Annotated in this window: 17 protein-coding genes and 1 pseudogene; 9 read left to right on the plus strand and 9 right to left on the minus strand. The window is 72.9% G+C overall.

All coding sequences use genetic code 11. The annotated features are described in order from the left end of the window. Positions 1-219: 219 nt before the first annotated feature. Complete coding sequence (locus HA073_RS17495; protein ID WP_030503827.1) at positions 220-513, plus strand: antibiotic biosynthesis monooxygenase; 294 nt, start codon at positions 220-222, stop codon at positions 511-513. A gap of 116 nt (positions 514-629) precedes the next feature. Here HA073_RS17495 and HA073_RS17500 read toward each other — a convergent pair whose 3' ends face one another. The 4 genes from HA073_RS17500 to uvrB form a co-directional block, all read right to left on the minus strand. Next, positions 630-1,526, minus strand: coding sequence for a DUF5753 domain-containing protein (locus HA073_RS17500; protein WP_030503826.1), 897 nt, complete (start codon positions 1,524-1,526; stop codon positions 630-632). A 95-nt stretch (positions 1,527-1,621) separates the two neighbouring features. Further along, entirely contained in the window at positions 1,622-1,990 is a 369-nt protein-coding gene (locus tag HA073_RS17505) for a VOC family protein (RefSeq protein WP_043329588.1), read from the minus strand. Between the two features lie 24 nt (positions 1,991-2,014). After that, positions 2,015-2,851, minus strand: a complete 837-nt coding sequence (locus HA073_RS17510; protein ID WP_166456869.1) for a helix-turn-helix transcriptional regulator — start codon at positions 2,849-2,851, stop codon at positions 2,015-2,017. A 25-nt stretch (positions 2,852-2,876) separates the two neighbouring features. Beyond that, positions 2,877-4,982, minus strand: a complete 2,106-nt coding sequence (gene uvrB / locus HA073_RS17515) for an excinuclease ABC subunit UvrB (protein WP_043329585.1) — start codon at positions 4,980-4,982, stop codon at positions 2,877-2,879. 300 nt (positions 4,983-5,282) lie between these two features. Here uvrB and HA073_RS17520 point away from each other — a divergent pair, with 300 nt between their 5' ends. Further along, a complete protein-coding gene (locus tag HA073_RS17520; protein WP_240925821.1) occupies positions 5,283-6,902 on the plus strand; it encodes a hypothetical protein in 1,620 nt (539 codons plus the stop codon). Between the two features lie 36 nt (positions 6,903-6,938). On the opposite strand, the gene coaE is transcribed toward HA073_RS17520, so the two are convergent. Then, positions 6,939-8,117 (minus strand): dephospho-CoA kinase, encoded by a 1,179-nt coding sequence (gene coaE, locus HA073_RS17525; protein WP_069089072.1) that lies wholly within the window; start codon positions 8,115-8,117, stop codon positions 6,939-6,941. A gap of 161 nt (positions 8,118-8,278) precedes the next feature. Continuing rightward, a complete protein-coding gene (rpsA, locus tag HA073_RS17530) occupies positions 8,279-9,808 on the minus strand; it encodes a 30S ribosomal protein S1 (protein ID WP_051611429.1) in 1,530 nt (509 codons plus the stop codon). Positions 9,809-10,120: 312 nt separating this feature from the next. On the opposite strand from rpsA, the gene HA073_RS17535 reads away from it, so the two are divergent. The 7 genes and pseudogenes from HA073_RS17535 to HA073_RS17565 all read left to right on the plus strand — a co-directional run bounded on the left by HA073_RS17535 (position 10,121) and on the right by HA073_RS17565 (position 14,278). Next, entirely contained in the window at positions 10,121-10,924 is an 804-nt protein-coding gene (locus tag HA073_RS17535; RefSeq protein ID WP_113972497.1) for a class I SAM-dependent methyltransferase, read from the plus strand. Between the two features lie 107 nt (positions 10,925-11,031). Then, complete coding sequence (locus HA073_RS17540; RefSeq protein ID WP_166456870.1) at positions 11,032-11,583, plus strand: Uma2 family endonuclease; 552 nt, start codon at positions 11,032-11,034, stop codon at positions 11,581-11,583. A 41-nt stretch (positions 11,584-11,624) separates the two neighbouring features. After that, positions 11,625-11,843, plus strand: coding sequence for a DUF2945 domain-containing protein (locus tag HA073_RS17545; RefSeq protein WP_043329581.1), 219 nt, complete (start codon positions 11,625-11,627; stop codon positions 11,841-11,843). After that, positions 11,830-12,174, plus strand: a pseudogene (locus tag HA073_RS17550) (DUF3140 domain-containing protein); the annotation flags it as partial. The gene HA073_RS17545 and the pseudogene HA073_RS17550, both read left to right, overlap by 14 nt. Positions 12,175-12,218: 44 nt before the next feature. Beyond that, positions 12,219-13,085, plus strand: coding sequence for a CPBP family intramembrane glutamic endopeptidase (locus HA073_RS17555; protein WP_166456871.1), 867 nt, complete (start codon positions 12,219-12,221; stop codon positions 13,083-13,085). A 40-nt stretch (positions 13,086-13,125) separates the two neighbouring features. Further along, positions 13,126-13,875, plus strand: a complete 750-nt coding sequence (locus tag HA073_RS17560; RefSeq protein WP_166456872.1) for an SDR family NAD(P)-dependent oxidoreductase — start codon at positions 13,126-13,128, stop codon at positions 13,873-13,875. Positions 13,876-13,882: 7 nt separating this feature from the next. Then, positions 13,883-14,278: a MerR family transcriptional regulator gene (locus tag HA073_RS17565; protein ID WP_113972500.1), complete on the plus strand. Its 396-nt coding sequence runs from the start codon at positions 13,883-13,885 to the stop codon at positions 14,276-14,278. Positions 14,279-14,372: 94 nt separating this feature from the next. On the opposite strand, the gene polA is transcribed toward HA073_RS17565, so the two are convergent. From polA to HA073_RS17580, 3 genes are all read right to left on the minus strand, one after another. Beyond that, complete coding sequence (polA, locus tag HA073_RS17570; RefSeq protein WP_166456873.1) at positions 14,373-17,072, minus strand: DNA polymerase I; 2,700 nt, start codon at positions 17,070-17,072, stop codon at positions 14,373-14,375. Between the two features lie 72 nt (positions 17,073-17,144). Then, positions 17,145-17,933, minus strand: a complete 789-nt coding sequence (locus tag HA073_RS17575; protein ID WP_369830118.1) for an amino acid ABC transporter ATP-binding protein — start codon at positions 17,931-17,933, stop codon at positions 17,145-17,147. Between the two features lie 5 nt (positions 17,934-17,938). Then, positions 17,939-18,910 carry an amino acid ABC transporter permease gene (locus HA073_RS17580; RefSeq protein ID WP_043329574.1) on the minus strand — a complete coding sequence of 324 codons (972 nt, stop codon included), beginning with the start codon at positions 18,908-18,910 and terminating at the stop codon, positions 17,939-17,941. Position 18,911 lies beyond the last annotated feature (1 nt).

Raw genomic sequence — 18,911 nt, forward strand, 5'->3', positions numbered from 1 at the left:
CTTCCGTGCTGACGACTCCACCGCGAGGGAATACTCCCCTCCTCGGGCGCCATTGTTCACCATCACACCCAGGTGCCGCATCTCCGGGCCGTCGCATGGCTGGGTGACGTGCGCCGCCTCACCCCGCGCAGCGCATCCTAGGAGGCTAGCCCAGCAACTCTCGCCCGGGCGTCTCCCCCGGTGCGTACACCCGGCGGGGCGGCATGGCAGGCTGCGGACATGGTTCTTGAGGTCGCGCTGATCGATGTGACGCCCGGAAACGAGGACGACTTCGCCGCCGCCTACGCGCAGGCACGGCCGATCCTCGCCGGCGCCGAGGGCTGCCGTTCCGTGCGGATGACTCGGGGCGTGGAGTCGCCCACCCGGTTCGTCCTGCTGGTCGAGTGGGACTCGGTCGAGGCGCACGACGTGAACTTCCGCCAGACCGACCGGTTCGCGCAGTGGCGCGGGCTGATCGGCCCGTACTTCGCCGGGCCGCCGCTGGTCGAGCACTTCACCGACGTCCCGGCCTGAACTGTCGTACCCGTGCCGTAGCCTGCGCGCTGCGCGGCCACCGGCCCCGACGGTCATCGGGGGCGCCGGGCCCGGTGGTCGCGCCAGCTCGTGCCGGTCGATCCAGCTCGCGCCGGTCAGCCCAGGTCGTGCGGATCGCGCTGACGGGGCACCGGCGCGGCCCCCAGCCGCCGGGCCACCAGCTCGGCCGTGGCATCGGGTGGCAGCGCGACCGCGAGCAGCCGCTCGATGACCCGTTCGTAGTGGCTCACGTCCGTCTCGGACACCAGGCGCACGTCGGTGGTCAGCGTCTCCACCAGCACGGTGCGCGGGTCCGCCGGATCGGGGTAGGCGTAGTAGGAGAACGGCGCGAGCGGGTGCGGGCCGTCGCCGCAGGACGCGCCGGGCAGCAGCCGGACGCTGACGCGAGGCCGCTCGGCGAGCGCGAGCAGATGCCGCATCTGGTCACGCCACACGTCACCGGGCAGGCCGTCCGGGTCGCAGACCCGCTCGTCGATCAGCGCCGTGTAGTGCGGCGGATCCGGCCGGATCAGCAGCTCCTGACGCGCCGCGCGGGCGCGGACCTCGGCCTCCACGTCCACGTCCCCGGTCAGCGCCGCGCCCGCCGATACGCGCAACCGGGCGTACGCCGGGGTCTGGAGCAGGCCGGGCACGAGCGCGCACTGATACTCGACGATGCGCTCGGCGCCCGCCTCCAGCTCGACGTACGCCCGCTGCCGTTCGCCCATCTCGCCGAGCGCCCGGGACCAGCCGCGTCCGGTGGCGGCGTCCCGGGCGATGACTATCAGCTCGTCCCGCTGCGGTGACGGCACCTGATAGACGTCGAGCAGGTCGAGCACGTCGGCCAGGTCGGGCCGACTCTGCCCCAGCTCGATGCGGGACAGCTTCGAGGTGGACGCCCAACCCAGCCGGACGCAGACCTGCTCCAACGTGAGCGACTCGCGACGGCGCAGCCGGCGCAGCTCCACACCGAGCCGCGCCCTCCGGACCACGGGACTTGCTGACAACGGCATGCACGCCTCCCAGGGGAGGAGAGTACGCATGACCATCACGCTCGGCAATACCTCGCCCACACAGCGCTACCACGCCCGGAGTAGGCGCCAGTCGTTCAGGGGCGGTAGGTGCCGAACGACCAGACGTGCCCGGACAGGTCGCGGGCGATGTAGTCACGGGAGCCGTAGTCGGTGTCGAACGGCGCCCTGATGATCTCCGCGCCGGCCGCCCCGGCCCGCTCGTGATGCGCGTCGACGTCCTCGATCGCCAGGTAGACGCGGTAGTCGTCGTCGGCCGGGCGGGGCTGCGGCGCCGGCCCCGGGCCGAGCATCACCAGATCGCCGGCGTACTCCAGCTCGACGTGGACCAGGGTGCCGTCGGGCAGCTCGTGCAGCTCGCGCACGGTGAGGCCGAACGCGGAACAGAGGAAGTCGACGGCGGCTCGCACGTCGGGATAGCGCAAGACGGGATAAACGCTCTGCATGCCGCCAGTCTGCCGCCGCCTCGGTCAGGCCGGATTGGACGAATGAGATCCCGGCCCGGCCAGCGCGGCCGGGGTGACGCCGGCGAACTCGCGGAACTCCCGGATCAGATGCGACTGGTCGTAGTAGCCCCACCGGGCCGCCCGCTCCGCCCATCCGGTGTCGTCGGGCACGGCGGAGGGCGCGGTGAGCACGGTACGGCCCAGGCTCGCGTACGCCCGGTCGAAACGCAGCAGACGGGCGACGGTCCTCGGCGGCAGGCCGAACTCCCGTCGGAACCGGACCGACAGGTGGCGACGCGACCAGCCCAGCTCCTCGGCCAGGGTGGCCACGCCGACCGCTTCCCCGCCGCCGTTCAGCCGCCGCCAGGCGGCCAGCAGGTGCGGGTCCACCGGCGTGGTCGCCGCCAGCCGCGCGGACAGCGCGGCGTCGAGCCGGGCGAAGCGCTCCGGCCAGCCCGGTGCTGCGGCCAGCTCGTCGCGCAGCCGGGCCAGCCAGCCCGCCACCGCGTCGACCGGCGCCGCCCGGTTGGCCAGCTCGGCCAGCGGCAGCCCGAGCAGGCGGCGGGCCGCCGGGGCGGTCAGCATCACCTGGACCCCGGTGCCCGTCCCCACGGTGCGGGTGGCGCACCAGCTGTCGAACGGGCCGGCCAGGAAGGCGTTCGTGCCGTACGCGCCCCGGGCCCGGTCACGCGGGTCGGCGACGTCCATCGGGGCGCCCCAGCCCAGGATCAGCACCACGAACGCGCCCGCCACCTCCCGGCGCGCCAGCGGGACGGACACGTCCTCGCGGTAGCCGAGGTAGCTGTCCACCCACTGGCGCAGTCGCGGATCGGGGCGCGCGACGACGGCCTCGGTCAGCATCGCGCCACCCCGGCCGTCACGCCGGTCACCGGACTCCTGCGGCGTCCATCCCGCGCAGCTCCTTCTTGAGGTCGGCGACCTCGTCCCGGATGCGTGCGGCCAGCTCGAACTGCAGCTCCCGCGCGGCGGCGAGCATCTGGTCGTTGAGCTCCTGGATGAGGTTGGCCAGGTCGGCCCGGGCCATGCCCTCGCGGGACGGGGTGGTCGCGGCGCCCCGGCGGCTGCGGGTCTCCTTCACCGGCGCCTTGCCCCGGGAGAGCTGCCGCACGGCACCGCCGACGTTGCTGTTCTCGGTGTCCTCCGCCTCGCGGTAGATGTCGTCGAGGATGTCGTGGATCTTCTTGCGCAGCGGCTCCGGCTTGATGCCGTTCGCCTCGTTGTGCGCGATCTGCTTGGCCCGGCGCCGGTTGGTCTCGTCGATCGCGTCCGCCATCGACGGCGTGATCTTGTCGGCGTACATGTGGACCTGGCCGGAGACGTTACGGGCCGCCCGGCCGATGGTCTGGATCAGCGACCGGCCGCTGCGCAGGAACCCCTCCTTGTCGGCGTCGAGGATCGCCACCAGGGAGACCTCGGGCAGGTCGAGACCCTCCCGGAGCAGGTTGATGCCGACGAGCACGTCGTAGTCGCCCTTGCGCAGTTCGCGCAGCAGCTCGACCCGGCGCAGCGTGTCGACCTCGGAGTGCAGGTAGCGCACCCGGATGCCGTTCTCCAGCAGGTAGTCGGAGAGGTCCTCGGCCATCTTCTTGGTGAGCGTGGTGACCAGGACGCGCTCGTCCCGCTCGGTGCGCAGCTTGATCTCGTGCATGAGGTCGTCGATCTGGCCCTTTGTCGGCTTGACCACGACCTCCGGGTCGATCAGGCCGGTGGGGCGGATCACCTGCTCGACGAACTCGCCCTGCGCCTGCTCCAGCTCCCACGGGCCGGGGGTGGCGGACAGGTAGACCATCTGGCCCACCCGCTCCAGGAACTCGTCGAAGCGCAGCGGACGGTTGTCCGCCGCGCTGGGCAGCCGGAAGCCGTGGTCGATGAGCATCCGCTTGCGGGAGGCGTCGCCCTCGTACATGCCGCCGATCTGCGGGATCGTCACGTGCGACTCGTCGACCACGGTGAGGAAGTCGTCGGGGAAGTAGTCGAGCAGGCAGTGCGGCGGGCTGCCGGGCAGCCGGCCGTCGATGTGCATGGAGTAGTTCTCGATGCCGGAGCAGAAGCCCACCTGCCGCATCATCTCGATGTCGTAGGTGGTGCGCATGCGCAGCCGCTGGGCCTCCAGCAGCTTGCCCTGCCGCTCCAGCTCGGCCAGCCGCTCGCCCAGCTCGGCCTCGATGTCGCGGATCGCCCGTTCCATCCGCTCCGGGCCGGCGGCGTAGTGCGTGGCCGGGAAGATCATCAAGCTGTCGACCTCGCGGACCACGTCACCGGTCAGCGGGTTCAGGTAGTAGAGCTTCTCGATCTCGTCACCGAACAGCTCGATCCGGACCGCCAGCTCCTCGTACGCCGGGATGATCTCCAGCGTGTCGCCGCGGACCCGGAAGGTGCCGCGCTGGAAGGCCATGTCGTTGCGCGTGTACTGGATGTCGACCAGCCGCCGCAGCAACTGGTCACGGTCCAGCTCCTGCCCCACCTTCACCCGCACTGCCCGGTCGAGGTATTCCTCCGGCGTGCCCAGCCCGTAGATCGCCGAGACGGTGGCGACCACGATGACGTCGCGCCGGGTGAGCAGCGACATGGTGGCCGAGTGCCGCAGCCGCTCGACCTCCTCGTTGATCGAGGAGTCCTTCTCGATGTAGGTGTCGGTCTGCGGGATGTACGCCTCGGGCTGGTAGTAGTCGTAGTAGGAGACGAAGTATTCGACGGCGTTGCGCGGCAGCAGCTCGCCGAACTCCTTCGCCAGCTGGGCCGCGAGGGTCTTGTTGGGGGCGAGCACCAGGGTCGGCCGCTGCAGCCGCTCGACCAGCCACGCCGTGGTGGCGCTCTTGCCGGTGCCGGTCGCGCCGAGCAGCACCGTGTTGCGGTCGCCGCGCCGCACGCGACGCTCAAGCTCGTCGATGGCAGCCGGCTGGTCACCGGCCGGCTGGAACTCACTGACGACCTGGAAGCGGCCGTCGAGCCGGGGAATGTCGAGCGCCATGACACCAACCGTACGCCCGCGGTCCGACACTTCCGGCCACGACCACGGACCGTCCCTGATCAGCTTCGATATTCCCATTGTGTGGCTCATCTCACGGGTTTACCCTCGTACCGTAGGCCGCTCGCGGCGGCCGACCGGGCCGGCGACCGCCCCCTTCCGAGGGCCGGTTGCCCCCGGCGCCAGGGCCGCAGCACCCGGGTCGACCGGCGTGCGCGCCGACGGTGGTCGCGCGCAGGCGCTGACCGGCCGCCGCGAGCGCCCCTGCTCGTCACCGAAACCCCGCTCTCGCGTTTTCCACTCGTGGGGACCTCTCCCGACCGCCGGCCGCGACGCGAGCCGCCCGACACCGGCGCGCCCCCGTCCGCCGACGACGCCGGCCGCCCGCGCGGCGCGGGTCGCCCCCGCCGCCTCACCGCCCGGGGCGGCGGCGACCAGTCCGTGCCCCGTGAGCCCGGCCGCCGGCACCGCCGCGCCCGCACCAGCACGCCGGCCCGGCCCGCCACCGTGGCCGGCCGGCGCCGCCGCGAGCTCGTCACCGGCCGCTCCCCCGCTCACCCGGCCCGGCCCGGAGGCGGCCCGGAACTGGACGGCGCCGACGACCCACCGGACGGGCCGGGCCGCCGCCGGATCATGCTCGCCGCGCTCGCCGGCGCCGCCGTGATCTCCGCGACGGCGCTGGTCGCCGCGCTGCTGACCGGGACGCCCGGGCCCGACGCACCGGCCGGGACGACTCGCCCGCTCACCTCCGCCGAGGCCGACCGGGTGGCCGCGCTGCGGGTCACCAACCTGCGCGACGTACGCGCCGGCGTCCGGGTCACTGTGGGTGCCGGCGGCGCCCGTACCGAACTGGTCGGCTGGGTCGACTGGGCCCGCCCCCTGGTCTACCTGGACGTCGGCGGCCCCGGCGCGGACGCCGACCGGGGCCTGGCCCAGGCCACCGGCTCCGCGTTGCTCGTGCGCCCCGACCCCGGCGCGCTCCCCACGCCGGCCCGGCCCCCGCTGGTGCCGCCCACTGACGGCTGGCGGATGCGGGCCCCGGGTGGCGGGCACGGCCTGGGCGCGGTACGCGACCTGCTGATCGGGCTCGGCGCCGGGCGGGTCGACCCGCCCGGCGCCGACGGCCGGTGGCTGCGCCACGACAGCGTCGGCGGCATCCCGGTGGACGTGCTCCAGGCCCCGCTCGCCGTGCCGGGCGACCCGCGGCCCACGCTCTGGCTGGACGCCGACGCCCGCCTGCACCGGCTCGCCGGACGGCTGGCCGACGGCACCCCGGTCACCGTCGAGCTGAGCCGCGCGGACCGGCCCACGCTGCACCCGGTGGACGCCCTCGGCGGCCGGCCCGGGCAACCCCGTGCCCTCACCGACGACGAGGCCGAGCGGCTGGCCGCGCTGCCCGCCCGCCTGCGCGCCGTCGGCGGCGCGGCGGTGACCGTGACCGCCCCGCTCGGCCCGTCCGCCACCCTGCGCGGCACGGGCACGCTGAGCTGGGCTACCTCGTCGGCGTACCTGGTGGTGATCGAGGACGGCAGCGGCCGGCGTACCCTGCGCTGGGTCCGGCCGGGCCGGGTGGCCGAGGCGCACCGGTCCCCCGACGGGCCGGCCACGCCGCCGACGCCGATGCCGGCCGGGCTGCTCGCGGCGCCCGCGCGCCCGCCCGGCGACGACCTGGACCGGCTGATCGACGCGGCGCTGCGCGCCGGGACGCACGCGCCGGACGGCGCCGCCCTCCGGGTACGGGAGGACCGGGTCGCCGACCGGACCGTCGACGTGGTCGAGGTGCCGGGCGGCAGGCGCTGGTGGCTCGACCGCGGTGGGCTGCCACGCCGGCTGGAACTGCGCACCGGGTCCGGTGTCTGGGTCCGGCTCGACCTCACGCCGGGCCGTGTGTCCGCCGGTCCAGCGGGCCCGGCGTCGCGCTGACCCGCCCGCCGCCGCGCGCGAGGCCGCGGGTGAGCGTCAGGGACGCCAGCCGGTCTGCGCGGCCCACTCCTCGGCGCGCAGGTGCTCCTCGTCGAACCACGGGTCGTTGACAGTGCCCCACGCGGCGTGCTCCGGCGCGGTGGCCGCCAGCTCCCGCTTCACCTGCAGGTAGTCGGCCCGCCGCGCCGGGTCGGCGCGCAGGTGGTCGCGCATCAGCAGCGCGTACCGCCAGCCGGGCGAGCCGGCCTCGCGCAGGTGCAGCCGCACCGGACGCCCCGGGTCCGCGCCGCCGTGCAGCCGCTTGGGCCAGCGCACCGGCTCCGGCTGCCGGGGGACGTCCCACCAGTCACCCGGCAGGCGCGGGAAGCCCGCCTCGGCCAGCCGCTGCGCGATCGGCCCGTCCGCCTCGTCCAGCGAGGAGACAGTCACCTGGATGTCGATCACGTCCGGCGCGGCCAGCCCCGGCACGGCGGTGGAGCCGACGTGGTCGACCCGGACGTCACCGCCCGCCGCGTGGCGGATCCGGGCGGCCAGCCGGGCGTACTGCTCGGGCCAGGTCGGGTCCGGCCCGGCGAGCGCCGCCGGGTCGGCCGGCACGGCGCGGCGTTCGCGGACGTTGCGCTCGTAGGGCACCAGGCGGTCCCGCCAGAGGGCGTCCACGGCGGCGTGCAACTCGGTGAGCGTGCCGTCGTTGGCCAGCAGCACGTCGGCGACCGCGCGCCGGGTGGCGTCGTCGGCCTGCGCGGCGATGCGCCGCTGCGCCTCCGCCGCGGCCATGCCCCGGTCGCGGGTCAGCCGGGCCATCCGGGTCGGCACGGCCGTCTGCACCACGACCACCAGGTGGTACGTGGGCGCGAGCCCCACCTCGACCAGCAGCGGGACGTCGTTGACGACTATCGCGTCGGCCGGGGCGGCGGCGACCAGTTCGGCGCTGCGTGCGCGTACCCGGGGGTGGGTGATCCCTTCGAGCGTGCGGCGGGCGGCCTCGTCGCCGAAGACCAGCGCGCCGAGGGCGGCCCGGTCCAGCGCCCCGTCGGCGTCGAGGACCCTGTCGGAGAAGGCGGCGACCACCTCGGCCAGCCCGTCGGTGCCGGGCGCGACGATCTCGCGGGCGATGCGGTCCGAGTCGACGATCACCGCGCCCAGCGCGGCGAGGCGGCTCGCCACCGCGCTCTTGCCCGATCCGATTCCGCCGGTCAGCCCCACCTTCAGCACCCGGACAGTCAACCGGATCGCTCGTCCACATGCCAAACCGTCCCGGCACACGACGCGGGCCCCGCCCCCGGCGCTCCGCTGGTGCGGAACGCGGGGACGGGGCCCGTCGTCAGAGGCGGTCGCCGGCTCGTCCGGTGGGACGAGCCGGTGTCAGCGTCCGGTCACTTGCCGCCGGCGAGCTTCTCCCGCAGCGCGGCGAGCGCCTCGTCGGTCGCGAGCGTGCCGGCCGGCTCCTCGGCCTGACGGCTCGGGGCCGAGGTCGAGGTGGTGGTGCCGCTGGTGGCGGGCGGAGCCGGGTTGGCAGCGGCCTCGGCGTCGGCGGCGCGGGAGGTCTGCACCTGCTTGGTGTGGGCCTCCCAGCGCTGACGTGCCTCGGCGTACTGCTGCTCCCAGGTCTCGCGCTGCTTGTCGTAGCCCTCGAGCCACTCGCCCGTCTCCGGGTCGAAGCCCTCCGGGTAGATGTAGTTGCCCTGCTCGTCGTAGGTCGCGGCCATGCCGTAGAGGGTCGGGTCGAAGTGCTCCTCGCCCTCGACGAAGCCCTCGTTGGCCTGCTTGAGCGACAGCGAGATCCGGCGGCGCTCCAGGTCGATGTCGATGACCTTGACCATGACCTCGGAGCCGACCTGCACGACCTGCTCCGGGATCTCCACGTGGCGCTCGGCCAGCTCGGAGATGTGGACCAGGCCCTCGATGCCGTCGTCCACCCGGACGAACGCGCCGAACGGCACCAGCTTGGTGACCTTACCCGGCACGATCTGCTGGATCGCGTGGGTGCGGGCGAACTGACGCCACGGGTCCTCCTGCGTCGCCTTCAGCGACAGCGAGACCCGCTCGCGGTCCAGGTCGACGTCCAGGACCTCGACCTCGACCTCCTGGCCCACCTCGACGACCTCGGACGGGTGGTCGATGTGCTTCCAGGACAGCTCGGAGACGTGCACGAGGCCGTCCACGCCGCCCAGGTCGACGAACGCGCCGAAGTTGACGATCGAGGAGACGACGCCCTTGCGGACCTGCCCCTTCTGCAGCTTGTTGAGGAACTCGGTGCGCACCTCGGACTGCGTCTGCTCCAGCCAGGCACGGCGGGACAGGACCACGTTGTTGCGGTTCTTGTCCAGCTCGATGATCTTGGCTTCGAGCTCGCGGCCGACGTACGGCTGCAGGTCACGCACACGCCGCATCTCGACGAGCGACGCGGGCAGGAAGCCACGCAGGCCGATGTCGAGGATGAGACCACCCTTGACGACCTCGATGACCGAACCGCGGACGACGCCGTCCTCGTCCTTGATCTTCTCGATCGTGCCCCAGGCCCGCTCGTACTGCGCCCGCTTCTTGGAGAGGATCAGCCGACCCTCCTTGTCCTCCTTCTGGAGGACGAGGGCCTCGATGTGGTCGCCCACCGAAACGACCTCGGCCGGGTCCACGTCGTGCTTGATCGACAACTCCCGAGAGGGGATGACACCCTCGGTCTTGTAGCCGATGTCGAGCAGGACCTCGTCCCGATCGACCTTGACGACGGTGCCTTCGACAATGTCGCCGTCGTTGAAGTACTTGATGGTCTCGTCGATCGCGGCGAGGAAAGCTTCCTCAGAGCCGAGGTCGTCGTGGGTGACCTTGTTGGCGCTCGAGGTGGCCTCGATGCTGCTCGTCATGTGGGCGGTTGCTCCGGTCGGATGGGTTGTCACAGCGGGCATGGGTGTCGCGGTGACTCTGCCGCGCCAACGGATCCGTCGCCGGGCACACCGAACGATCGACGCGAGAAGATCATTAGTGGCTCCGGTGACCGCGCACCTGCTCCCTGCCGAGGCACACGATCCGCGAGCGCATCGTCTAGCCTACCCGCTGCATTACCACAGCGTGCAAGCCCTCCCGGGTCCGCGCGAACTCATCCGCTGCGAAAGCGGAGATTTTGCGCGGTAAGGGGCCACAGCTGTCTCGTCCGTCACACCCGTCCCAACCGCCACCCCACCCGACCGGCCGGACGCCGCCGGACCTAGCGTGGACGGGTGGACGACGACAGGGTGACCCGCCGACGGGTCGACGCCGGTGAGATCCGCCGGGCCAACCGCGGCTGGTGGGACACCGACGCCGACGCGTACCAGGCCGAGCACGGCGCGTTCCTCGGTGACGCCGACTTCGTCTGGTGCCCGGAGGGCCTGCGCGAGGCCGACGCGCGGCTGCTCGGCGACGTGGCCGGCCGGCGGATCCTCGAACTCGGCGCCGGGGCGGCCGCCGCCGCCCGCTGGCTCGCCGCCCAGGGCGCCCGGCCGGTCGCGCTGGACCTGTCCGCCGGCATGTTGCGGCACGCCGCCGAGGCCGCCGAACGCACCGGGGTACGCGTGCCGCTGGTGCAGGCCGACGCGCTCGCCCTGCCGTTCGCCGACGCCGCGTTCGACACGGTCTGCACCGCGTTCGGCGCGATCCCGTTCGTGGACGACTCGGCGGCGGCGATGCGCGAGGTGGCCCGGGTGCTGCGCCCCGGCGGCCGGTGGGTCTTCTCGGTCACCCACCCGATGCGCTGGATCTTCCTGGACGACCCGGGCGAGGGCGGGCTGACCGCCGTGCACTCGTACTTCGACCGCTCCCCCTACGTCGAGCAGGACGAGCACGGCGTGGCCACGTACGTCGAGCAGCACCGCACCCTGGGCGACCGGATCCGGGAGCTGGTCGGCGCCGGGTTCCGGCTGCTGGACCTGGTGGAGCCGGAGTGGCCGGCCGGGCACGAGGGCATCTGGGGGCAGTGGAGCCCGTTGCGCGGCCGGCTGTTCCCCGGCACCGCGATCTTCGTCGCCGAGAAGCCCACGGGCTGAGCGCGTCGCACGTCCGGTGCGACACGAGCTCCGGCACCCGGCGGTACGCTCGCCGCATGAGCGCCGAGCCCATCCCGACATCACCTGGCCCCTGGTGTCCGGACCCGATGCGGCAGCAGCGTGCGGACTACACGCTGGAGGATCTGCTCACCCTGCCGGACGACGCCCCCCGCGTCGAACTCGTCGACGGAGTCTTCCAGGTGACACCCTCCCCCACCCTGGGCCACCAGACAATCTCCAGCCTGCTGTGGCTCTGGCTTCGATCGCACGCACCGGCTCACCTGCGGGCGTCCCAAGCCGTCGGAGTCGGGCTCAGCCCCAACACCAGCCGGCAACCGGACGTCCTGCTCCACCACGCCGGGCTGCCGAGCGACAGGTCCCTCCTGCGACCGGCGGACGTCGTCCTGGCCGTCGAGATCGTCTCCCCCGGCACCCGGCGCGTCGACCGGTTCGCCAAGCCGGGCGAATACGCCGCCGCGGGGATCCCCTTCTACTGGCGGATCGAGCAGGATCCGGTGCACCTCCACGCGTACCGCCTCGGTGACCGGATCGGCCCCGGCGGCGAGCGGCAGTACGAGCTGGTGGACGACAGCGGCGAGGTGATCGAGCTGCCCGAGCCCTTCGCGATCAAGCTGCCGATCGCGGAGATCCGGCCCTGACGACGCCGTTACTCGGTATCCACTCCGGGTAACCGGGCGGCATGGCCGAGAAGGAGTTCCACGCCGGGGACCACGTCTCCTGGGCCAGCCACAGCGGCCGGGCGTACGGGGTGGTCAAGGAGAAGCTGACCGAGCGCACCCACGTCCGCGGGCACACCGTGAACGCCTCGCCGGAGCAGCCGCAGTACCGGATCACCAACGACGACTCGGGCCGCGACGTCGCCCACCGCCCGGAGGTGCTGCGCCATGAGTCGCGCTGAGGACCCGCAGCAGACGTACCGGGAGTTCACCGACGCGGTGAACATGAAGCCGGGTGAGCTGTCCCGCTGGCTGGAGACCGAGGAGTCCAAGCACGTCGGCTGGCACAAGAAGGGCACCGCCGGCGGCGAGTCGGTCGGGCACGACTCCGGCCGGCGCATCGTCGACCTGCTGCGCCGCAAACGCGCCGACCTGACCGCCGCCGACTACAAGCACATGCGCAAGGTGATCGGGTACGTCCACCGCCACCTCGCCCAGCGGCCGTCCGGGGACGTGCGGGACACCAGGTGGCGCTGGTCGCTGATGAACTGGGGGCACGACCCGCTCAAGGGCTGAGCCGCCCGGGTCGTTCGCCGCGCGTTGGTACCGTGCCGGCGATGACGACAGACGTCCCGACCGCCGGCCGTCATCCCCGCGCCGGACGGGTGGTCCTCCTGGCGGGCCTCGGCCTGATCGCCGTCGCGGCAGTCTTCCTGGTGGCAACCGGCAACACCGGCATCCGCTACAGCGCCGACCACGACGGCACCGTGCCGATGTGGAGCCGCTGGATCCCGGCGCTGGCCGGGATCGCGCTGATCCGGCTGATCCCGCCCGCGCCCGACCCGAGGTGGCCGGACCCGGTCGCGCCGTACCGCGAGGCGGTGCCGCTGCTGCTGGCCGGGATCGCGTTCGCCGCCGTCATGCCGCTGCTGGGCGGCGAACCCGCGTACACGGTGTTGAAGCTCGCGCTGCTGCTCGGCGTACCCCTCGTGGTGTTCCTGGCCGCGCGCCGCCGGCCGCCACGGTGGTCGCCGGGCCCGGCCCCGGCGGACGCCGCCCACCGGTGGGGTCCGGCGCTGCCGGTGGCGGTGTGGCTGGCGCTCAGCTACGCGACGCCGCTGGCCGTGCCGGCGAGCGACTGGGGGCGGACCGTCGGGCCGGTCGAGCTGGTCGTGACGCTGCTGGTGGCCTTCGCGGTGAACGCACTGCTGGAGGAGGTCTTCTACCGGCGGTGGCTGCAGACCCGGTGGGAGTCGCTGCTGGGACGCTGGCCGGCGATCGTGCTCGCGTCGCTGGTGTGGGCGGTCTGGCACGTGGCCATCCAGGGCAGCGGCCGTCCCGCCGTCGACCTGGCGTCGGTGATCGTGAACCAGGGGGTCGCCGGGCTGTTCCTCGGCTACCTGTGGTCGCGGTACCGCCGCATGTGGCCGCTGCTCGTGGTGCACGGCGCGGTAAACGCGATGCCCGTCCTGCTCGGCCTCTGACTTGACCCTGCCGCAGGCGGCAGGGTCGGACGATGCCGGCATGGAACGCCGCACACCACGGGCCGCCGTGGTCACCGGTGCGGGCACCGGCATCGGCCGGGCCACCGCACACGCCCTCGCCACCGCCGGGTACGCCGTCGTCGCCGTCGGCCGGCGCGCCGCGCCGCTGTCGGAGACCGCCGCCGGCCGGCCGGACATCACGCCACTGACCGCCGACGTCACCGCGCCCGACGGGCCCGGCCGGATCGTCAGCGCCGCGCTCGACCGGTACGGCCGCCTGGACGTCCTGGTCAACAACGCGGGCGTGGCCGGCGGCGGGCCGCTGGCGGATCTGGACGAGGACGCCGCCCGGCGGCAACTGGAGACGAACCTCCTCGCGCCCGTCCGGCTGGCGCACGCCGCCGTCGAGGCGCTCGCCGCGACACGCGGTGTGCTGGTCAACGTCACCACGTCGGTCGGCCTGCGCGCCTGGCCGGGCAGTTCGGTGTACGCGGCCGGCAAGGCCGCGCTGGACTCGCTGACCCGCAGCTGGGCGGTGGAACTCGCGCCGCGCGGCGTCCGGGTGGTGGCCGTGGCGCCCGGAGCGATCGACACGCCGATCGGCGTGCACAGTGGCCTGTCCCCCGAGCGCCGCGCGGCGGTGCGGGACTGGCAACTCGCGCACACCCCGGCGGGCCGGATCGGCCGCCCGGAGGACGTAGCCTGGGCGATCCGGCGACTCTGCGAGCCGGAGGCGGGCTTCGTCACCGGTGTGGTGCTGCCGGTGGACGGGGGCGCGGTGGTCGCGTGAGAGGACGGTGACGGCGGTGCGGATCGGCGCGGTGGCGAAGGCGACGGGCTGCACGCCGCGTGCCCTGCGGCACTACGAGGAACACGGGCTCATCGCCTCGGCCCGGGCCGCGAACGGCTACCGCGAGTACGACGACGCGGTGGTCACCCGGGTCCGCAACATCCGTCACCTGCTCGACGCCGGGCTGACGCTCGACGACGTGCGGGTCTTCCTGCCCTGCCTGGACGGGGACGTGGCGTCCGCGCCGCCGTCAGTGGCCGGGCTGCGGGTCGGCCGGGAGCGCCTGGCCGTGCTGGACGCCCGGATCGCGGCCCAGGTGGCCGTCCGCGACCGCCTGGCCGCCGCCCTCCAGGCCGCCGCCCCTCCGGCCGCGCCCGCGCCCTCACCCGCTTCCCTTCAGTGATCAAGGAGTTCGTGTCCTGATTCGGGCCCCAGGAGGACACAAACTCCTTGATCACCCACAGGCCGGCGGGCCGGACGGGGTGGGGCGTCGGGGGTCAGTGGTCGGCGCTGTTCCAGTCGCGGCCCTCGCCCACCGACACCTCCAGCGGCACCGACAGCGGGTACGCCTCGCCCATCTGCTTGCGCACCAGCGCCTCCAGCGCCTCCCGCTCGCCCGGCGCGACCTCGAAGACCAGCTCGTCGTGCACCTGCAGCAGCATCCGCGAGCGCAGCCCGGCCTCGCGCAGCGCGCCGTCGACGTGCAGCATCGCGACCTTGATGATGTCGGCCGCCGAACCCTGGATCGGGGCGTTGAGCGCCATCCGCTCGGCCATCTCCCGACGCTGCCGGTTGTCGCTGACCAGGTCGGGCAGGTAGCGGCGGCGGCCCAGGATGGTGGAGGTGTAGCCGTCCTGGCGGGCGCGGGCCACCACCTCCTGGAGGTAGTCACGCACCCCGCCGAACCCGGCGAAGTAGTTCTCCATCAGCCCGCGCGCCTCCTCGGCGCTGATGCCGAGCTGCTGGGACAGGCCGAACGCGCTGAGCCCGTACGCCAGGCCGTAGTTCATCGCCTTGATCTTGCGGCGCTGGTCGGCGGTGACGTCCGCGACCTCGACGGTGAAGACCGAGGACGCGGTGGCTGCGTGGAAGTCGTGCCCGGAGTTGAACGCCTCGATCAGCGCGTCGTCGGAGGACAGATGCGCCATGATCCGCATCTCGATCTGGCTGTAGTCGGCGGTGAGCAGGCACTCGTAGCCCTCGCCGACGACGAACGCGCGGCGGATCCGCCGCCCCTCCTCGGTGCGGATCGGGATGTTCTGCAGGTTCGGCTCGGTGGACGACAGCCGCCCGGTCGCCGCCACCGTCTGGTTGAACGTGGTGTGGATCCGGCCGTCGTCGGAAACGGACTTGAGCAGGCCGTCGACAGTCGACTTGAGCTTCGCCACGTCGCGGTGGCGCAGCAGGTGGTGCAGCAGCGGGTGCTCGGTCTGGGCGTAGAGCCACTGGAGCGCGTCCGCGTCGGTGGTGTAGCCGGTCTTGATCCGCTTGGTCTTGGGCAGGCCCAGCTCGGTGAAGAGGATCTCCTGCAACTGCTTCGGCGACCCGAGGTTGAACTCGCGGCCGACCACCTCGTACGCGCTCTGGGCGGCGGCCTTCACCTCGGCGGCGAAGTGCGCCTCCAGCTCGGAGAGGTAGTCGGTGTCGGCGGCGATGCCGGTGCGCTCCATCGCGGCGAGCACCCGCATCAGCGGCAGCTCCACGCCGGCCATCAGCCGGGCCGACTGCTCGCCGTCGCGGGACAGCTCGGCGTCGATCGCGTCGGCCAGGTCGAGCGTGGCGCGGGCCTGGAGCATGAGGTTCTGCTCGGCCGCGCCCTCGTCGCCGAACCCGTCGAGCGTGAGCTGACCGGTCTCCGGAGCGTCGACGCGCAGCTCCCGGTGCAGGTAGCGCAGCGCCAGGTCGGTCAGGTCGTACGAGCGCTGGTCGGGGCGGGCCAGGTAGGCGGCGATCTGGGTGTCGCGGGCGATGCCCTCCAGCTCCCAGCCGTGCGCGGCGAACGCCAGCACCGCCGGCTTGCTGTCGTGCAGCACCTTCGGGCGCTCGGCGTCGGCCAGCCAGCCGGCCAGCGCGGCCTCGTCGCCGGCGTCCAGCCGGCTCGGGTCGAACCAGGCGCCCGCGCCGGCGGCGGTGGCCAGCGCCATCCCGGTCACGGTGGCGGTGTGGCGGCGGTTCGGGCCGGTGTCGAGCGTGACCGCCAGGCCGACCGGCGTGCCGGCCGGGGCGTGCGTGTCGAGCCAGCCCGCGAGCGCGCCCGGCTCGGTGAGCACCGCGCCGTCCAGGTCGAAGCCCGCCTCGGCCTCCGGCTCGACCGCTTCCAGGTATTGGTAGAGCCGGTCGCGCAGGATGCGGAACTGGAGCGTGTCGAAGACCTGGTGCACCGCTTCGCGGTCCCAGCCCTGCCAGCGGGCGTCCTCGGGGCGTACCGGCAGCTCCAGGTCGGAGACCAGGCAGTTGATCTCGTAGTTGCGGATCACGTCGGCGAGCCGCTCGCGCAGGCTGTCGCCGGCCTTGCCCTTGATCTCGTCGGCGCGGGCCACCACGCCCTCGACGCCGCCGTACAGGTTGATCCACTTGGCCGCGGTCTTCGGGCCGACGCCGGGCACGCCGGGCAGGTTGTCGCTGGTCTCGCCGACCAGCGCGGCCAGGTCGCGGTAGCGATCAGGGGTGACGCCGTACTTCGCCTCGACCGCGGCCGGGTCCATCCGGGCCAGGTCGGAGACGCCCTTACGCGGGTAGAGCACCGTGACCCGCTCGCCGACGAGCTGGAACGCGTCCCGGTCGCCGGTGGTGATCAGCACGTCCATGCCCTGGTCGCGGGCCTGGCAGGCGAGCGTGGCGATGACGTCGTCGGCCTCGTAGCCCTCCTTCTCGACCACCGGCACGCGCAGCGCGGCGAGGACCTCCTTGACCAGGCTGACCTGGCCCTTGAAGTCGGTCGGGGTCTCGCTGCGGCCGGCCTTGTACTCGGAGTACTTCTCGGTGCGGAAGGAACGGCGGGACACGTCGAACGCGACCACGATGTGCGTCGGCTGCTCGTCGCGCAGCACGTTGATCAGCATCGAGGTGAAGCCGTAGACGGCGTTCGTCGGCTGCCCCGTGGTGGTGGAGAAGTTCTCCACAGGCAGGGCGAAGAACGCCCGGTATGCCAGGGAATGTCCGTCGACGAGGAGCAGGCGCGGCGTCGTAGCTGTCACGGCTGCGACTCTAGTCCGTACGCCCGACAACTCCGGCCTCCGGTGCGGCGCGCGCCGCACCGGAGGCCGAGGTCAGAGAACCTTGGCCAGGAACGCCTTGGTCCGCTCGTGCTTCGGCGCCGAGATCACCTCGCGCGGGTCCCCCTGCTCGACCACCACGCCGCCGTCCATGAACACGAGGTGGTCGCCCACCTCGCGGGCGAAGCCGATCTCGTGGGTCACCACGATCATCGTCATGCCGTCGCGGGCCAGGTCCTTCATCGTGTCCAGCACCTCGCCCACCAGCTCCGGGTCGAGCGCGCTGGTCGGCTCGTCGAACAGCATCAGCTTCGGCCGCATGGCCAGCGCCCGGGCGATCGCCACCCGCTGCTGCTGGCCGCCGGAGAGCTGACCGGGGTACGCGCCGAGCTTGTCGCCCAGCCCCACCCGGTCCAGCAGCTGCGCGGCGTGCTCCCGGGCCTCCGTCTTCTTGGCCTGGCGCAGCAGCACCGGGGCCTCCATGACGTTCTGCAGCACCGTCATGTGCGGGAACAGGTTGAACCGCTGGAACACCATGCCGATGGCACGGCGCTGCGCGGCCACGTCCCGGTCGCGCATCTCGTACAGCTTGCCGCCGCGCTCCCGGTAGCCGATCAGGTCGCCGTCGACCCAGATGCGGCCGGCGTCGATCTTCTCCAGGTGGTTGATGCAGCGCAGGAACGTCGACTTGCCGGAGCCGGAGGGCCCGAGCAGGCAGCACACCTCGCCGGAGCGGACCTCCAGGTCGATGCCCTTGAGCACCTCCAGCGGCCCGAACGACTTGTGCACCTGCTCGGCCCGGACCATCAACTCGGCGGCTGGCGTCTGCGGGGAAGCGGTCATGTCCGTCATTGCGCCGTCCCACTCGTGGTACTGCCGCTCTCGGCGGTCAGATTCCGCAGCCGCTGCCGGGCCCGCCCGCTGCGTCCGAACCCCTTGGAGTAGTGCCGCTCCAGGTAGTACTGCCCCACCAGCAGGACGCTGGTCAGCAGCAGGTACCACAACGTCGCCGCGACGTACATCGGGAAGGGCTGGAAGGTCCGGGAACCGACGGCCTTGAGCTGGAAGAACAGCTCCATCGACACCGGCACGAAGGCCACCAGCGAGGTGTCCTTGAGCATCGCGATGGTCTCGTTGCCGGTCGGCGGAATGATCACCCGCATCGCCTGCGGCAGCACGATCCGCCGCAGGATCTGCGCCCGGCTCATGCCCAGCGCCTGAGCCGCCTCGGTCTGCCCCTCGTCCACCGACTGGATGCCGGCCCGGACGATCTCGGCCATGTACGCGGCCTCGGAAAGGCCCAGCGCCAGCATGCCGGCGACGAAGCCGGTCAGGATGTCCACCGCGCTGAACCCGAACAGCCGGGCCTCGAAGTCGTGCAACCCGAACAGGGCGCCGATCTGCCTGTCGAACGGCAGACCGAACTCCAGCCGCGACCAGAGGATGCCGAGGTTGCCGAAGAGGATCGCCAGCACCAGCCGGGGCACCGCCCGGAAGAACCAGGTGTACACCCAGGCCACGCCGCGCAGCACCGGGTTGGGCGACAGCCGCATGATCGCGATGACGATGCCCAGGCCGATGCCGATCACCATCGACGTGATCAGCAGCAGGATGGTGCCGCGCAGCCCTTCGATGATCGGCGGGCGGAACATCTCGTCCACCATGAACGACCACTGGAACGCGGAGTTCGTGACCAGCATGTGCACGAACATCGCGACCAGCACGGCGATGACCGCCACGCCGACCCAGCGCCCGGGGTGCCGCACGGGCACGGCCTTGATCGGTTCTGGCCGTGCCCGTCCGGATGTGTCGGCCGACATG

The organism is Micromonospora sp. CMU55-4 (assembly GCF_011602315.1).
Classification (GTDB): domain Bacteria; phylum Actinomycetota; class Actinomycetes; order Mycobacteriales; family Micromonosporaceae; genus Micromonospora; species Micromonospora chalcea.

Coding starts and splice junctions, on each gene's coding strand:
- HA073_RS17495 (WP_030503827.1), top strand. CDS start 220: ATGGTTCTTGAGGTCGCGCTGATCGATGTGACGCCCGGAAACGAGGAC.
- HA073_RS17500 (WP_030503826.1), bottom strand. CDS start 1,526: ATGCCGTTGTCAGCAAGTCCCGTGGTCCGGAGGGCGCGGCTCGGTGTG.
- HA073_RS17505 (WP_043329588.1), bottom strand. CDS start 1,990: ATGCAGAGCGTTTATCCCGTCTTGCGCTATCCCGACGTGCGAGCCGCC.
- HA073_RS17510 (WP_166456869.1), bottom strand. CDS start 2,851: ATGCTGACCGAGGCCGTCGTCGCGCGCCCCGATCCGCGACTGCGCCAG.
- uvrB (WP_043329585.1), bottom strand. CDS start 4,982: ATGGCGCTCGACATTCCCCGGCTCGACGGCCGCTTCCAGGTCGTCAGT.
- rpsA (WP_051611429.1), bottom strand. CDS start 9,808: ATGCCCGCTGTGACAACCCATCCGACCGGAGCAACCGCCCACATGACG.
- HA073_RS17540 (WP_166456870.1), top strand. CDS start 11,032: ATGCGGCAGCAGCGTGCGGACTACACGCTGGAGGATCTGCTCACCCTG.
- HA073_RS17545 (WP_043329581.1), top strand. CDS start 11,625: ATGGCCGAGAAGGAGTTCCACGCCGGGGACCACGTCTCCTGGGCCAGC.
- HA073_RS17555 (WP_166456871.1), top strand. CDS start 12,219: ATGACGACAGACGTCCCGACCGCCGGCCGTCATCCCCGCGCCGGACGG.
- HA073_RS17560 (WP_166456872.1), top strand. CDS start 13,126: ATGGAACGCCGCACACCACGGGCCGCCGTGGTCACCGGTGCGGGCACC.
- HA073_RS17575 (WP_369830118.1), bottom strand. CDS start 17,933: ATGACCGCTTCCCCGCAGACGCCAGCCGCCGAGTTGATGGTCCGGGCC.
- HA073_RS17580 (WP_043329574.1), bottom strand. CDS start 18,910: ATGTCGGCCGACACATCCGGACGGGCACGGCCAGAACCGATCAAGGCC.